The organism is Pseudonocardia sp. DSM 110487, assembly GCF_019468565.1.
In the GTDB taxonomy this organism is placed as follows: Bacteria; Actinomycetota; Actinomycetes; order Mycobacteriales; family Pseudonocardiaceae; genus Pseudonocardia.
Genome location: NZ_CP080521.1, coordinates 5,218,569 through 5,233,699 on the forward strand (window position 1 = coordinate 5,218,569; position 15,131 = coordinate 5,233,699).

Annotated in this window: 14 protein-coding genes; 4 read left to right on the forward strand and 10 right to left on the reverse strand. The window is 74.7% G+C overall.

Features of this window, described 5'->3' with window-relative positions; translation table 11 throughout:
* Nucleotides 1-13: 13 nt before the first annotated feature.
* Complete coding sequence (locus K1T35_RS24420; protein ID WP_220254021.1) at nt 14-1,438, forward strand: MFS transporter; 1,425 nt, start codon at nt 14-16, stop codon at nt 1,436-1,438.
* A gap of 12 nt (nt 1,439-1,450) precedes the next feature.
* Here K1T35_RS24420 and K1T35_RS24425 read toward each other — a convergent pair whose 3' ends face one another.
* Nucleotides 1,451-2,269 (reverse strand): FAD:protein FMN transferase, encoded by an 819-nt coding sequence (locus K1T35_RS24425; RefSeq protein WP_220254022.1) that lies wholly within the window; start codon nt 2,267-2,269, stop codon nt 1,451-1,453.
* Nucleotides 2,270-2,425: 156 nt separating this feature from the next.
* Here K1T35_RS24425 and K1T35_RS24430 point away from each other — a divergent pair, with 156 nt between their 5' ends.
* A complete protein-coding gene (locus K1T35_RS24430) occupies nt 2,426-3,469 on the forward strand; it encodes an acyl-CoA desaturase (protein WP_220254023.1) in 1,044 nt (347 codons plus the stop codon).
* 29 nt (nt 3,470-3,498) lie between these two features.
* On the opposite strand, the gene K1T35_RS24435 is transcribed toward K1T35_RS24430, so the two are convergent.
* Genes K1T35_RS24435 through K1T35_RS24445 form a run of 3 tightly spaced genes read right to left on the reverse strand, consistent with a single transcriptional unit; the run spans nt 3,499 to nt 5,525 of the window.
* Complete coding sequence (locus K1T35_RS24435) at nt 3,499-4,401, reverse strand: M56 family metallopeptidase (protein WP_220254024.1); 903 nt, start codon at nt 4,399-4,401, stop codon at nt 3,499-3,501.
* 12 nt (nt 4,402-4,413) lie between these two features.
* Nucleotides 4,414-4,764 carry a BlaI/MecI/CopY family transcriptional regulator gene (locus tag K1T35_RS24440; RefSeq protein WP_220254025.1) on the reverse strand — a complete coding sequence of 117 codons (351 nt, stop codon included), beginning with the start codon at nt 4,762-4,764 and terminating at the stop codon, nt 4,414-4,416.
* A 29-nt stretch (nt 4,765-4,793) separates the two neighbouring features.
* The gene (locus K1T35_RS24445; RefSeq protein ID WP_220254026.1) at nt 4,794-5,525 is read right to left on the reverse strand and encodes a L,D-transpeptidase; all 732 of its coding nucleotides are present in this window, start codon (nt 5,523-5,525) and stop codon (nt 4,794-4,796) included.
* A 139-nt stretch (nt 5,526-5,664) separates the two neighbouring features.
* Between K1T35_RS24445 and K1T35_RS24450 the strand changes: the two genes are divergently transcribed.
* Nucleotides 5,665-7,152 (forward strand): MFS transporter, encoded by a 1,488-nt coding sequence (locus K1T35_RS24450; protein WP_220254027.1) that lies wholly within the window; start codon nt 5,665-5,667, stop codon nt 7,150-7,152.
* A 564-nt stretch (nt 7,153-7,716) separates the two neighbouring features.
* Here the strand turns inward: K1T35_RS24450 and K1T35_RS24455 are convergent.
* From K1T35_RS24455 to K1T35_RS24480, 6 genes are all read right to left on the reverse strand, one after another.
* On the reverse strand, nt 7,717-8,946 hold the full coding sequence (locus K1T35_RS24455) for an RNA polymerase sigma factor (RefSeq protein ID WP_220262822.1): 1,230 nt from the start codon (nt 8,944-8,946) through the stop codon (nt 7,717-7,719).
* On the reverse strand, nt 8,946-9,275 hold the full coding sequence (locus K1T35_RS24460) for a YciI family protein (RefSeq protein ID WP_220254028.1): 330 nt from the start codon (nt 9,273-9,275) through the stop codon (nt 8,946-8,948). The genes K1T35_RS24455 and K1T35_RS24460 overlap by 1 nt, the downstream gene beginning before the upstream one ends.
* 6 nt (nt 9,276-9,281) lie before the next feature.
* Nucleotides 9,282-9,908 carry a dihydrofolate reductase family protein gene (locus tag K1T35_RS24465; RefSeq protein WP_220254029.1) on the reverse strand — a complete coding sequence of 209 codons (627 nt, stop codon included), beginning with the start codon at nt 9,906-9,908 and terminating at the stop codon, nt 9,282-9,284.
* A 46-nt stretch (nt 9,909-9,954) separates the two neighbouring features.
* Nucleotides 9,955-11,151, reverse strand: a complete 1,197-nt coding sequence (locus K1T35_RS24470; protein WP_220254030.1) for a heparan-alpha-glucosaminide N-acetyltransferase domain-containing protein — start codon at nt 11,149-11,151, stop codon at nt 9,955-9,957.
* Nucleotides 11,148-12,974 carry a serine/threonine-protein kinase gene (locus K1T35_RS24475; RefSeq protein ID WP_255620659.1) on the reverse strand — a complete coding sequence of 609 codons (1,827 nt, stop codon included), beginning with the start codon at nt 12,972-12,974 and terminating at the stop codon, nt 11,148-11,150. The genes K1T35_RS24470 and K1T35_RS24475 overlap by 4 nt, the downstream gene beginning before the upstream one ends.
* 142 nt (nt 12,975-13,116) lie before the next feature.
* The gene (locus K1T35_RS24480; protein ID WP_220254031.1) at nt 13,117-14,289 is read right to left on the reverse strand and encodes a lactate 2-monooxygenase; all 1,173 of its coding nucleotides are present in this window, start codon (nt 14,287-14,289) and stop codon (nt 13,117-13,119) included.
* A gap of 56 nt (nt 14,290-14,345) precedes the next feature.
* Here K1T35_RS24480 and K1T35_RS24485 point away from each other — a divergent pair, with 56 nt between their 5' ends.
* A complete protein-coding gene (locus K1T35_RS24485; protein ID WP_220254032.1) occupies nt 14,346-15,062 on the forward strand; it encodes an SIMPL domain-containing protein in 717 nt (238 codons plus the stop codon).
* Nucleotides 15,063-15,131 lie beyond the last annotated feature (69 nt).

The following is a 15,131-nucleotide window of genomic DNA, read 5'->3' on the forward strand; positions in this document are numbered from 1 at the left end:
CGCGGTCCACGCGATGTCCGAATACCGCAAGACCGCGGCCGGCAGCGTGAGCAACGGTGGCCGCATGCGATCGTCGGGAATTCCCCGCGCCGCCGCGCGGTTCCCCGTTCACGTGCGGTCTCCCGGGCGGTCTGCCGCCCTGCTCGGTCTCCTGTTCGGGCTCGCCGGCATGTCGACGTCGGCGGTCACCGTCGCGCTGCCGGAGCTCGCGAGCGAGCTCGACATCAGCGCGCACACGGCCGCCTGGATGGTGAGCGGCTACACGGTCGCGCTGGCCGTCGCCACTCCTGCGCACGGGCGGATCGCCGACATGGTCGGCATCCGGCTCCCCCTCGCGCTGGGCACCGGGGCGATGGCGCTGGGCGCGCTGGTGGCGGCGCTGGCACCTTCGTTCCCGGTGCTCTTGGTGGCCCGGGTGGTGCAGGGCGCGGGGGCGGCCGCCATCCCGGTGCTCGCCACGGCGCTCATCAGCGCGCGGTGGAGCGGGGCGGACCGCGGAACCGCGCTCGGCCGCATCGCGGGCGTGGCCGCCACGCTCGGCTCGCTCGGCCCGCTGGTCGGGGGTGGACTGGAGGCGCTCGGCGGGTGGCGGTGGGCCGTGGCGCTGCCGGTGCTCGGGGTCCTCGCGATCGTGCCGCTGTGGCGGGTCGCCCCTGCCGAGGGCACGGGTGAGCGCATCGACGGCGTCGGCGCCGTGCTCGTGGCGGTCGCGGCCTCCGGGTTGGTGCTGCTGCTCCAGTCCCCGTCCGCAGGCGTGGTGGCAGGGGCCGTCGGTGCCGTGCTGCTGGTCGCGGGCGCGCCGCTGCTCGCCCTGTGGGTCCGCGCGCGGCCGCACGGGTTCCTGCCACGCGAGATCGTCACCAACACCACGGTGCTCCGCAGCGCCTTCGCGGCGGCCGCGGTGCCGGCGAGCTGGTTCGCCCTGCTCCTCGGGGTGCCGCTCACGGCCGCGTCGTGGGGCTGGACACCGTTTGCCACCGGCGCCCTGCTGGTGCCGTCCGCGGTGGTGGGGTTCGTGTCCCCCAGGATCGCCCGCATCCTGCTCGCCCGGCTCGGCCCGCGCCGCTCGATCGCGCTGGCCTGCCCCACGGCCGTGCTCGCGCTGCTCGTGGCCGCCCTCGGTGCGTTCGTGCACGCGCCGGTGCTCCTCGCCGTGGCGGTGATGCTGGTCAGCGGCGCCTTCGGCGTCGGGCAGCCGGCGATGATCTCCTCGGTGGGGGCGGCGGTCCGCGACGCGCAGCGCGGCGTGGCACTAGGCATCGCGACGCTGGTGTTCCTCACCGGCGCCAGCGTCGGGGCCGCGCTCGTCGGTGGGCTGGCCGGGGTGATCGGGGTGCCGGGGGCGTTCTGCCTGCTCGTCGTGCTGCCGATCGCCGGCCTCACCACGCTGCTGCTCGGCGGGCCGGACCGGGTGGAGGCCGACCCCGTTCCCGCCTGACCCGGTCGCCGATCAGGACTGAACGGGCCAGTTCCGCACGGCGTGCGTGACGCCGTGGGCGTCCACGAGCAACGCGGGCAAGCCCAGGTCTGCCAGCCACGCGGGCGCACCGGCACCGCGCAGCAGCGCACCCGTGCACGCGGCGCTCGCGGCGGGCGCGTCGGCCGCTGCCACCGCCACCGACCGCCACGCGGGCACGACCGTGCGCCCGGTGGCCGGCACCACGAGCGGCTGCAGCCGGTCGGGTCGTCCGGGCCGCACGCAGCTCACCGACGAGATCGCGCCGCCGTCGATCGCCACGAGCGTGGTCGAGGCCGTCGGCGCGTCGCGCAGCTGCACCCGCCAGCCACCGACGGGCGCGAGCCCCGAGGTCGCGACGTGGTCGCCGAACGCCACGAGAACACCGCAGGAGAACTCCTCGGCCACCAGCTCTGCGCACCGCTGGGCGAGCAGGGCCTGCGCGGCCGGGCCGGGCGCGACGGACCACCCGTGGCGGGCGCGCGTGGCGGCCGTGAACGCCTGCTGCCACGGCGCGGGGGCGGCGCGGTGGACATCGGCCTCCGCGGGCGCCGCGGCGATCCCGTAGGGGAAGGGGCGCGGCGGGCCGGCCAGAGCTTCGCCGAGCATCTCGGCGAGGCGCTCGTCACGCCGCGCCACGGGGAGCCGCCGATCGACGGAGGCCGCGAGCGCGGCGACGAGGTCGGTGACCCTCAGCCGGGCGTGGTGCATGGCCCACGGGTCGGTGACCACCAGACGGAACGGCGCGTCCCACGCGGTCCACTCGGTGCTGACCGTCGCGGTGCGGATACCGGTGTGCAGCGAGATCGTCATCGTGCCTCCGGAGGTCGTGCAGGGGGGAACCACAATTTCGCAGACGGTCGCTGTGACGACGCTGTGAGCTGATCACCTGATCGGGGGGTCACCCCCACCCCCGGGTCGGGGGCTCACCGGCTCATCATCGGCGGGCTGCTCGCGCAGGGTCGGAGCATGACCAGCAGCACGATCACCGACACCCCGGCGGGCGCCGCCGGGAGCGACTTCGCCCGCCTCTCCGCGCGGGTGGCCGCCGCGGGCCTGATGCGCCGCCGTCCCGGCTACTACGTGGCCCGGTTCCTGCTCGTGGGTGCCTTCGCCGCGGCTACCGCAGGCGCCTTCGTCCTGCTCGGCGACTCGCCGTGGCAGCTGGCCGTGGCGGCGGCGGCCGCCGTGCTGTACGGCCAGATCGCGCTGCTCGCCCACGACGTGGCCCACCGCCAGGTCTTCCGTACCCGCGGCCCCTCGGCGATCGTCGGGCGGATCCTCGGCAACCTGGGCATCGGGATGTCGTACGGCTGGTGGCAGGACAAGCACACGAGGCACCACGCCAACCCGAACCACGAGGGCCTCGATCCGGACGTCGAGGCGGGCGCCCTGGTGTGGACCGGCGAACAGGCGCGGGCGAGCAGCGGCCTCAACCGGCTGATCAACCGCCACCAGGCGGTGTTGTTCTTCCCGCTGCTCACGTTCGCCGGACTCGACCTGCGTCGCGCGAGCCTGCAGGGCCTGCTCGGCGCGAACGGCGCGAAGGTTCGCCGGCGCGGGCTCGAGCTCGCGCTGCTCGCCACGCACGTGGTCGGCTACCTCGCGGTGCTCTTCGTGGTGCTGCCGCCGGGGCTCGCGCTGGCGTTCTTCGCCGTGCACCAGGGTCTCTTCGGCATCTACCTCGGCTCGATCTTCGCGCCGAACCACAAGGGCATGGATATGCCGACGACGACCATGGACTTCCTGCGCAAGCAGGTGCTCACCTCGCGCAACGTGGCAGGTGGGCGCCTGACCGACGGGCTGCTGCACGTCGCGATGGGCGGGCTGAACCACCAGATCGAGCACCACCTCTTCCCCAGCATGCCGACCCCCAACCTGCGGCGGTCCCGGAAGCTGGTGCGCGAGTTCTGCGCCGAGGTCGGGGTGCCGTACCACGAGACCGGTCTCGTGCGGTCGTGGTCGGAGTCGCTCGGCCAGCTGCGCGAGGCGAGCGCACCCCTGCGCGGCTGAATGCGGTGCGTCCGCCGCCCCGGCCCGGTTCAGGAGAGCAGGAGCAGGACAGTGGGGATCGCGACGAGCCCGACGGCGGCGAGCCGTACCAGCAGACGGACCGCCGACGGCAACGGCGCCGGCGGTCGGATGATCCGCAACAGGCGCCGGTCGAGCGCGTCGGTGAAGGAGCTGAGCGCGGCCGCGGGGGCGGCGCCGCCGACCGTGCGCAGCGCGCCCGTGAGCTGCTTCGGGGTGACCGCTGCCGAGGCGACGTCGTCGGCGCGCATCTCCACGAGCGCCGCCACCGCCACCTGCGCGCACACCATCCCCCGCACGAACGGCGCGGTGGCCCCCCACGCGACGAACGGCAGCACGACCAGGTCGTGCCGCTCGCGCAGGTGTGCCTGCTCATGGGCGAGCACGGCCTTCACGGCGGGCGGGTCGAGAGCGTCCAGCACGCCTGCCGAGACGACGAGCCGCGAGCGCAATCCGGGAAGGCAGTACGCCACGGGCACCGAGTGGTCGAGCACCTGGGCGTGCGGCACGTCCGGCCACGGCGTGGCGAGCAGGTCGAGCAGGTCCCGGTGCCGCCGCCGGGCGCGCAGCGTGCGGATCGTCACTGCGGCGAGCACCCCCACGAGCCGCAGCGCCAGCACCAGCGCGGCGGCCAGGGCGAGCACGCGGCTGTAGCCGAGTTCCGGCACTCTCCCCGCGGCGAGGGCGTCTGCCGCGTTGCGCGCCGCGGCGGGGAGGGTGGGGCCGAGCGGCGCGAGGCCGTAGACGATCCCCGAGCCGAGCAGCGCGAGCCCTCCGGCCAGGCCGATGGCCTGCCAGACGAGCAGGGCACCGACCGGGTCGCGCGCGGGCCAGTGTGCGCGCGCCAGTGAACGGCTGACCGGCTCGGCGAGCAGGACGCCGAGCACGAGCAGCAACAGCGCCGCACCCTCCATGGAACAAGAATGTCAGTCGAGCAGGTCGCGCAGCGCGGCGCGTTCGTCCTCGGGGATCGAACCGAGGAACCGGGCCAGCGCCGCACCGCGGTCGGGGGCGGCGTCGAGGGCGTCGCGCATGAGCTCGGCGACGTGGTCCTCGCGGCTCGCGACGGCCCGGTAGCGGTGGGCGCGACCCTCCCGCTCCCGGGTGACGAGGCCCTTGCGCTCCAGCCGCCCGAGGACGGTGAGCACCGTGGTGGTGGCGAGGTCACGGCCCGCGAGAGCGTCCTGCACGTCGCGGGCGGTGACAGGTGCGGTGGCCGACCAGAGGGTCTCCATGACAGCGCGTTCCAGCTCACCCAGTGTCGGCACGGACGCCATTCTACTGGAGGTAGAAGCCCCGACACCAGCTAGTGGATCTGGACTTCGTCACCCTTCTGCAAGAAGTAGAAGAACGCGCTGGCGTCCTCGCGGTCGAGCTTCACGCAACCCGCCGACGGGGTGTCCTGCGTGCCCTCGTGGAACGCGATGCCGCCGTCGGCGAAGAACACCGAGTACGGCATCTGGGTGAGGTACTCGCGGCTGGTGTACTGCTCGGCCTTCCACTGCACCTTGAAGGTGCCCCTCGGCGTGGGGTCCGCCGCGTCGCCGTGCTGGATCGGGACCGGTCCCCTGACCACGTTGCCGCCGTCGAGCAGCCAGGCCAGCCGCTCGCCCAGCGCCACACATGCGCGCGCGGCGGTCGTGCAGGGGGTGCCCGCGACGGGGGCGGGCCCCGGCGGGGCCGGGTGCGGGGCCGGCTTCGAGCCTGCGGGCTGACTGGGGTCGGCGGGCGGCGCCGCGCGGCGCGGAGTCGTGTGCGGGGCGTTCGGCGCGGCGGCGCGCAGCCGTCCAGGGGCCTCCCCGTCGGCGTCGGCGTCCCCGCGGCCGACGTCATCGGCATCCTCGTCGGGGTCGGCGGCGGGCGCGCGCTCCGCGGGCCGGGCCGGGGCGACCGCGGCCGGGGCAGTCGGCAGGTCGGGGGCGGCGAGCTGCGGGTTCGCCTGCGCGTACCCGAGTCCCAGCAGCCCGGTCGCCACGGCCACCGCCAGTGCTCCCGCAGCCACACGGGCGGCCGGTAGCCGCCGCGCGCTTCTTCCCATGTCGCCTCCCGGATTCCTGCACCGTCAACGATCGCGCCCTGCCGAGGTGACGGGCAGTCATCCGTCGTGCACGGGGAGTTGTTCGATCAGTGGTGACGACAGCCACGAACGCGGACTCGCAGGCCGTAGGCTGCGGCGCATGGTGGCGGGGGAACTGCGGATGGGCACCACGGCGGGGCGGTGGGTGCTCACCACGACGGTGTTGGGATCGGGGCTCGTGTTCATCGACGGCACCGTCGTGAACGTGGCGCTCGAGCGCATCGGCACCGAGCTCGACGCGGGGTTCACCGGCCTGCAGTGGACGGTGAACGCATACACGCTGTCGCTCGCCTCGCTCATCCTGCTCGGTGGCTCACTCGGCGACCACTTCGGGCGCAGGCGGGTGTTCGTCATCGGAGTCGTGTGGTTCGCGCTGGCGTCGCTGGCCTGCGGGCTCGCCCCTGACGTCGGCACGCTGATCGCCGCGCGGGCGCTGCAGGGGGTGGGTGGCGCCCTGCTCACGCCCGGCAGCCTTGCGCTGATCTCGGCCTCGTTCCACGGGCCGGACCGCGCCGCGGCCGTCGGGGCATGGTCCGGCCTGGGTGGCATCGCGGGCGCGGTAGCCCCGTTCCTGGGCGGCTGGCTCGTCGAGTGGAGCTGGCGCGCGGTCTTCCTGATCAACCTCCCGCTCGCCGTGGTGATCATCGTGCTCGCGCTTCGGCACGTGCCGGAGAGCCGCGACACGGAGTCGGCGCCCGGGCTGGACGTCACCGGCACGGTGCTGGCCGTGGTGGGGCTCGGCGCGCTGACCTACGGCCTCACCGGCCTCGGCGAGCGCGGCGCCGGCCCGCTCTTGCTGGGCGCCATCGCCGTCGGGGTGCTGGCACTGGTGGCGTTCGTGGTGGTGGAGCGGCGCTCACCCCACGCGCTGGTGCCACCGGCCCTCTTCCGGGACCGGACGTTCAGCGCCGCCAACATCTGCACGGTCCTCATCTACGGCGCGATGGGCGCGGTGTTCCTGCTGCTGGTGCTGCAGCTGCAGACCGTCGCCGGCTTCACGCCGCTCGGGGCCGGGGCAGCCCTGCTGCCGGTCACGGCCCTGATGCTGGCGTTCTCCGCACGAGCGGGCTCCCTGACCGGCAGGATCGGTCCCCGGCTCCCGATGACCGTCGGCCCGCTGGTGAGCGCGGGAGGACTGCTCCTGCTCCTGCGCGTGGACGCCACGACGTCGTGGCTCGTCGACGTGCTGCCGGCGATGCTCGTGTTCGGCGCCGGGCTGACGCTCACCGTCGCCCCGCTCACCGCCACCGTGCTCGACTCCGCGCCTGACCGGTACGCGGGCGCCGCGTCCGGCGTCAACAATGCGGTGGCCAGGGCCGCGGGCCTCCTCGCGGTGGCCGTCGTGCCCGGCCTCGCGGGCATCGCGGGCGAGGACTACACCGACCCGGCCGCGTTCGACGCCGGCTTCCGGATGGCGATGGTCATCGGTGCGGGCCTCCTCGCGGCGGCGGCGCTGGCCGCGTTCACGCTGATCCGCGCGCCACTGCAGGCGGCGAAGGCACCGGATCGCGAGGGCATCCGAGTGGAGGAATGCGTCCACTGCCCGATGACGGGTCCTCCCCTGCACCCCACCGGCACCCCGCGCTAGTGCCCCGGTTCGGGACACTAGGGGCGGCTCGCGCTACACGTTCCGGCTCGCGCACCTGGTTTGGGTTCGCGCTGCCAGTCGACGGGATGCGTCGCCCGAGAAGGGGGGCGTCGCCGTCCCGCGGGGGCCTCCTGGCGGCGTCGCGGGGAGCTTGTTGCCCTCGCACACCCGGTTGGGGCTGGCGCACCCTGTCTGGCTTCACGCAGCCGGTCGACGGGCCGCGTGGGCCGACAACGGGTGCGTGAGCTGGGAAGATCGTTCCGAGTAGTACGTGACAGCCCCGCCGGGGACCGTGAGGTGCACTTCGCACCGATCATGAGCCTGTTCTGGCCCATGATCAGAGGTTCGGCGCGTTCCCGGGCGGTTTTCGCCCGTTTTCGCGCCGAAGCCCCGATCATGTCCGTGGGACCGGCCTTCGGTGGCGCCGCGCGCGCGAGGGGCAGGCCCTCGGCCTGCCCGCGTAGGTATGCCCCGCCCCGCACGATGCGCGGCGCCACCGAAGGCCCTAACCAGACGCGCCACTGAACGCCAGATCAGGCCCGGCGAACGCATGTGGTCGCCGCATCACCGGCTCCCGAGCTGCGGGGCGTTCGCCTCCGCGAGCCGGCCGACGAGGTAGGCCCGCTCGGCCTCGTTCGCGGTCAGTGCGATCGCCTGCTTATAGGCCGCCGCGGCATCCGCGGAACGGCCGAGCCGGCCCAGCAGGTCCGCCTTGGCTGCGGGCAGGTAGCGGTATCCGGCCAGCCGCGGATCGCCGTCCAGAGCGTCGATCTCGGCCAGCCCCGCGGCGGGCCCGTGGACCATCGCCACCGCCACGGCCCGGTTCAGCGCCACCACCGGTGACGGCCAGCGCCGCAGCAGCTCGTCGTAGAGCACGAGGATCTGCGGCCAGTCCGTGTCCTCGTAGGCCGGGGCGACGGCGTGCAGCGTCGCGATCGCGGCCTGCAGGGCGAACCGCCCCGGGTCGCCACCCCGCATCGAGCGCACGACGAGGCCGTCCGCTTCCGCGATGGCCTCCCGGTCCCACGCCGCGCGATCCTGCTCGTCGAGGCGCAGCAGCCGCCCGTCGGGGGTGGTCCGGGTCGCCCGCCGGGCGTGGCCGGCCAGCAGCAGCGCGAGCAGCCCGCCCACCTCACGTTCCCTCGGCAGGAGAGCGTGGAGCATGCGGGCGAGGTCGAGTGCGCGTTCGGTGAGGTCGTTGCGGGTGAGAACCCGACCGGCGGGGGCCGTGTGCCCTGTCGTGAAGAGCAGGTGGATCACCGTCAGGACGGCGTCCACGCGGCCGGGGAGCTCGCCCGGTGGGGGCATGCGGAACGGGATGCGGCTCGCGGCGATCTTCTTCTTCGCCCGGGTGATCCGGGCTGCCATGGTCGGTTCCGGCACCAGGAAGGCCTGCGCGACGTCCGGGGTCGGCACGCCGCAGACCAGCCGGAGAGTGAGCGCCACCTGGGCCTCCGGCGCCAGCGCCGGGTGGCAGCACAGGAACACCAGCCGGAGCCGGTCGTCGGCCACCGCCGGAAGCGCGGGCGGCTCCACCAGCAGGTGCAACTTCGCCTGCTGCGTGCGGGCCCGCCGGACGACGTCGAGCGCGTTGTGCCGGGCCGCCGTGGTGAGCCATGCCCCCGGGCGGGACGGCACGCCGCCGCGCGTCCACGACTCGAGCGCGGCGGCGTACGCGTCCTGAACGCACTCCTCGGCCAGGTCCAGGTCACGCGTGACGCGCACCGTCGCGGCGAGCACGGTGGCCCACTCGCGGCGGTGCGCGTCGGCCACGGCGCGCCGGACGTCGGAGATCACAGCAGCGGACGCACCTCGACCGCCCCGTCCATGATCGGGAGGAGCTTGCCGACGGCGAGGGCCGTGTCGAGGTCAGGGGCCTCCACCACGAAGAACCCGGCGAGCACCTCCTTGGTCTCCATGAAGGGGCCGTCCGTGACGAGTCCGTCCTTGTGGATCGTGCGGGCGGCCGCGGCCGGCTGCAGGCCCTGCTCGTGGACGACGCGCACGCCCATCGCGGCGATCTTCTCCCCCGCGGCGATGTTCGCCTCCATGACCTCCGGCGGGATGTCGGCCACGCCGCCGGGCAGTTCCTTCTCGTAGATGAGCACCGCGTACTGGGGCATCGCTCGTCACCAGTTCCCTGTCTCGGGGCCAACCGCACCGTAGGTGATGTCGCCCGCGCGCACGTACCGTCCGACGACCACACCGGACCGGGTGGTCCCGGCCGAGAGCAGGGCGAAGCGGGCCGGCACCGTCCCGCTCCCGAACAGCCGCTTCCCGGACCCGACGAGCACCGGCATCACGGCCAGGTGCAGCTCGTCGACGAGGTCGTGCGCGAGCAGCGTCTGCACGAGCTGAATGCTGCCGTGGACCTGGATCTCGCCGCCGTCGGACTTCTTGAGCTCCGCCACGGCGTTCACGACGTCACCTTCGAGCAGTGTGGAGTTCTCCCAGCTCACCGCGGTGAGGGTCCGGGACGCGACGTACTTGCGCACCGCGGCCCAGCGGGAGCCGATCGGGTCGTCGGCCGGGGCCAGCGGCCATGTGGCGGCGAACTCCTCGTACGTCCGCCTGCCCAGCAGGAGCGCGTCGGCCCTCGCGGTGACGCCGATCGCTCTGGCGAGCACGTCGTCGTCGATGAACGGGGCGGCCCAGCCGCCGTGGACGAACCCGCCGTCGCGGTCCTCGTCGGGACCACCGGGGCCCTGCACGACGCCGTCCAGCGAGATGAACTCCGTGACCATCAGAGTGCGCATCACCGTCTCCTCCGCACGCAGGGCGGGCGTCGCCTGCCGGCGCCCGTCACCTGCCCGGCGGGCGAGCAGAAGGTGAATCGACAGTCTTCGGTGTGATGCCGGTCACGGCGCGGCGGACGGCCCGGCCCGTCGCGGACACGACCGCCTCCAGCGGACCGCGGAGCCCGGCGAGCCGCAGACCGAGGCCGATCAGCGTGGCGACCAGCACGTGGCTCAGCCACAGAACGAGGTCGTCCGACCCGCTCCCCGCGTACACCGCGAGGGCGATCACGTGGAGCGTGTAGAGGGTGAACGGCGCCGAGCCGAGCGCGGCCGGCACCAGCACCAGCCGCCGGGACCACCGCGCCAGTAGCAGCATCGTGCCGAGCACGGCCAGCGCGGACCCGGTCGTTGCGGCCAGGTCGAGCGGGCTGCCGGAATGCGGGGAGTCCACGGCGAGCCACCACCAGTTCCCCGTTGGAGTGGTGCCGTAGCGCCGCGCCGCTGCCTCGGCGCCGAGCACCCACACCCCGTTGCCCGGGCCGAGCAGCAGCGCCGACGCGGTGTGCGCGGCCACCGCCAGCGCGACCCCTCCGGCGAGCAGGCAGCCCGCCACCTGCGCGCGGCGCAGGTCGAGCCGGCCGACCGCCATCCCGGCGAGCAGGTACGTCGTCCACGTCAGCACCGGGTAGTAGCCGGTGAGCACGAGCGTGACCAGTGCGTCGCCTGGCTCGGCGAACGCGGGCCACCCGACCTGATCGTCCGTGCCGTCCGGGAGCCCCACCCGCAGCAGCTGGCTCGCCACCGGCGTGAGGACGCACGCGAGCACCGCACCCACCGCGAGCACGCCGCGCGGGGCCCGCAGCAGGAAGGCGGCCACGACGAACAGCACCCCGTAGTAGGCGAGGATGATCGCGACCGGGGCCTCGAGCGCCACCAGCGTGAGGCCGACCGCGCCGACCAGCAGCCCGCGCACGACGAGGGCGGCACCGGCACCGAGGTGGGCCCGCGCCCCGCGCGGCCGCTGCGTGCCCCCGGTCGCGAGCGCCACCCCGACCCCCGCCAGCACCGCGAACAGCGCCGACGCCCGCCCGGACGCGATCAGACCGGTGAGCGTCGGCTCGCGGCCATCGCGGATGGGGAAGATGTGCGTGGCGAACATCCCGACGAGCGCTACGGCGCGCGCCGCGTCGACGCCGAGGATGCGTCCCCGGCCGGACGTGGGGACGTCCGGCACGACGGCCGTTGCGGGGGCTCCCGTCACCGGGCCGGGGCGCCCGCGCCGACCGGGCCGTCCGGGCGCTTCCCGGCCCGGCGCAGCCACTCCTCGAGCGTGCTCTGCACAGCCCGCAGCTGCGGCCTGCGGCGCGGGTCGGTGTCCATCGCCGCACGCAACAGGTTCAGGTGCGCCGACCGGGGCGGGAGGTGGCTGAGCGGGGCCCCGGTCGCCGCGGCGCGCAGCCCGGACACCGCGTCGGGGTGCCCACCGCGCGGCGGATGCCCGGTCAGGGCGTAAGAGATCGTCGCGGCGAGCTGCCACGAGTCCGACGCGGGCGTGGCACGCTCGCCGCACGCCACCTCCGGGGCCAGGAAGTCCGGTGTGCCCAGCACGAAGCCCGCCATCGTCAGCGTCGAGTCACCGGTCTTGCGGGCGATCCCGAAGTCGATCAGGTGCGCCAGCCCCGCCTGGTCGACGACGACGTTGCCCGGCTTCACGTCACGGTGCAGCACGCCGCGGGAGTGTGCGGCGCCGAGCGCGCCCGCGAGGCCGACCCACACGCGGGCGGCGGTGATGTCGTCGAGTGGGCCGCGCGTGCGCACGAGGTCCCCCAGCGGGGCTCCCTCCACGTACTCCATCACGATGACGAGGCCGTCGAGCTCGCGGAGGCCGGGGTCGGCCGTGGCCGGCAGCAGGTCGTGGATCCGCACGCAGTGCGGGTGGCGGACGGCAACGAGTGCGCGCGCCTCGCGCCGGATCCGCTCCTCGGTCTCCGGATCGGGCGCGTGCGCTGCCTTGAGCGCGACCGGATGCCCGAGGCGGGCGTCGTGGGCGAGCCACACCCGGCCGAACCCGCCGGAGCCCAGCCTCCGGATCAGCCGGAACCGCGGCGCGCCCGCCCCGGCCGGAGGCGAGGGCGCGACGAGCGTGGGTCGCGGGCCGGACGGTCCGCGTGGCGACTGCGCCAGTGGCCGGGGCGGCGGCTGGTGCGCCGACGCCGTACGGGGCTGCGGGATCACCACCGGAGGCTCGGGCTGCCGCGCCGCGAACCGCCGCGCGAGCCGGTCGGCAAGGGACGTCTGCGGCCCGGCAGGAGCGGGGGGACGACGAGCCGCGACCGGCGGGCGCATCGACTCCATCCGCGGCGGTTGCCGTGGCGCGGGAGCGGGCGCGGCGAGCGAACGGCGCACGACCTCCCGTGGCGGGGTCCCGACCGTCAGCACGACGGCGATACCCAGGAACGCCCCGATCGCGACCCCGATCCACAGATGGCCCGTCGACCCGGCGGGAGTCCGTCCCGTGAGCAGGGTGAGCACCAGCAGCGGCACCCAGAAGAACTTGGCAGGCCAGCTGGGCCCGCGACGCAGCGCCAACCGCGCCTGGGTGGCCACGCAGACCGCCGCCACCAGCGGGAACCCGACGAGCAGGACGACGGCGAGGCCGAACCGCACCGGATAGGACGGGTCGAACGCCGCGGCAACGGTATAGCCGCCGAGGTAGGCCGACTGCGGGGTGAAGCACACGGTGGTGCCGAGGTCGGCGAGCTGGTCCGAGGTGAGGCCGTCAACCTCCCGGCCAAGGGCCACTGCCCGGAACACACGCCCGGTGGCGTTGAACACGGCCAGCGGCAGCAGCCCGGCGCCGACCACCCCCGCGAGGACGATCAGCACGGACTCGCCCGCCCCGTAACGGGACCCGATCCGCTTGCGCAGCACCGCCACCAGCACCGCACCCGCGGTGGGAAGCAGCCCGACCCCGATGCCCAGCACCGTGACCGCCCACGGCCATCCGCCGGGGCAGACGTCGGCGGCCAGCGCCGTGCGCAGGCTCGCCACCAGGCCGGCGACGAGCGCGGTGAGCGCGTCCACGCCGTGCTCCCCTTCCTTCGGCCCCACGGCGGCGCGCCGGGGGAATCCCGGCACCCACTATGGCATCACCGGGTCACGCGCCGGTGTAGGCGAGGTTCTTCACCCGTACGTCGTCATGCGTCCCTTCGTCACCCGTGCTTCGTCACCCGTGTTTCGTAACGGCGTCCTTCGCGGCGCGCAGCTGGGCGAGGTCGGCGAAGCCGGAGAGCGCGAGGGTGAGGTCGAGCTCGGCGAGCACCGAGCGCAGCACGTGCCGGACCCCGTCCTGCCCGCCGAGCGCGAGCCCGTACACGTACGGGCGGCCGAGCAGCACCGCGTCGGCGCCCAGCGCGAGCGCGACGGCGGCGTCGGCGCCGGTGCGGATCCCCGAGTCGAACAGCACCGCCGCCCGCCCGTCGACGGCGGCCACGATCCCCGGCAGCGCGTCGAGCGACCCGATGGCCCGGTCGACCTGGCGCCCGCCGTGGTTGGACACGACAATCCCGTCGATGCCGACGTCGAGCGCGTGCAGGGCGTCGTCCACGTGCTGCACGCCCTTGAGGACGATGGGCCCGTCCCAGTGCTCGCGCAGCAGGTCGAGCCGGTCCCAGCGCACGGCGGTGCCGGTGAACATCGGCACCCAGCGCCCCACCGCGGCCATGAGGTCCTCCTCGGGCGGCGCGGCGAGGCCCGCCCGGAACGCCGGGTCGGAGAAGGGGATCGCGGTGCCGACCCCGCGCAGGAACGGCAGGTAGGACAGATCCAGGTCGTGCGGGCGCCAGCCCAGCGTCCAGGTGTCGAGCGTGACCACCAGCACGCGGTAGCCGGCGGCCCGCGCCCGTTCGAGGATGCTCACGGTGACCGCGTCCTCGGTCGGCCAGTACAGCTGGTACCACCGAGGACCATCGCCCGACGCGGCCGCGACCTCCTCGATCGTGTGCGACGACGCCGTCGAGAGCACCATCGGCAGGCCCAGCTCGGCGGCGGCGCGGGCCACCGCAGGCTCCCCGTCGGGGTGCACGATCGACATCACGCCGATCGGTGCGACCAGCAGCGGCGCCGGCATCGGCGTGCCGAGCACGGTGGTGGACCAGTCCCGCTCCGTGGTGTCGCGCAGCATCCGCGGCACCATCCCGTACCGGTCGAACGCGGCCCGGTTCGCGCGCATCGTGGCGCCCGTGCCCGCGCCACCCGCGACGTAGCCGAACGGTCCGTCCTCGAGCACGGAGCGGGCGGCCGCCTCCAGCCGGGACGGGTCGGTCGGCACCGCGGGCCGCCCGTCGGCGAGCCCCTGCAGGTAGATCTCGGCGCCGTACGCGCCGAACGGAACGCCCATTCCGGCGAACCTACTGACTCATGCAACCGATCCCGTGGATGCTCCGTCCTTGAGGCATGCACCGCGCCACGATCCCGCTGCTCGCCGTCACGTTCGCAACGGCCGCGCTGGCCCTGTCGGGCTGCTCGGCGGCCGCGGCGGCCCCGCCCGGGTCGGCGGCACCGCCCGCCATCACCGCCCGCGCGGTCGGCACCGTCGTCGCCGCGCCGGACACCGCCACCGTTGTGCTCGGCGTCGAGACCCGCGACCGGAGCGCGACCGCGGCGCTGACCGCCAACTCCGAACGCGCGAACGCCGTGATCGGCGTGCTGCAGGGTGCGGGCGTGGCGGCCGCCGACATCCGCACGAGCCAGCTCACCGTGTACCCCACCACAGCGCCGGAGACCGGCCGGATCACCGGTTACGAGGTGAGCAACCAGGTCACCGCCACCCTGCACGACATCGCGGCGGCCGGCGCGGTGATCGACCAGGCCGCCGCGGCCGCCGCCGATGCCATCCGCGTGCAGACGATCCAGTTCTCCATCGCGGACGAGAGCACCGCGCGGGCCGAGGCACGTGCCGACGCGGTGCGGAGCGCGCTCGCCCAGGCGCGGCAGCTCGCCGACGCGGCGGGCGTCGGTCTGGGCCCGGTCCGCTCGATCGTCGAGCTGTCGGGCGAGCAGCCGCCGACGCCCTACAAGGCCGAGGCCGACCGCGCTCAGCTTGCGGTGCCGATCCAGCCCGGCACGCAGGAGCTGACTGTCACGGTGGAAGTGGTGCACGACATCGCGTGAGAGGCCCGGCCACTCTCCGGTGGTCGAGTAGCGCAGGCCCGCCAGGGCCGGCGCGTATCGAGACCACGT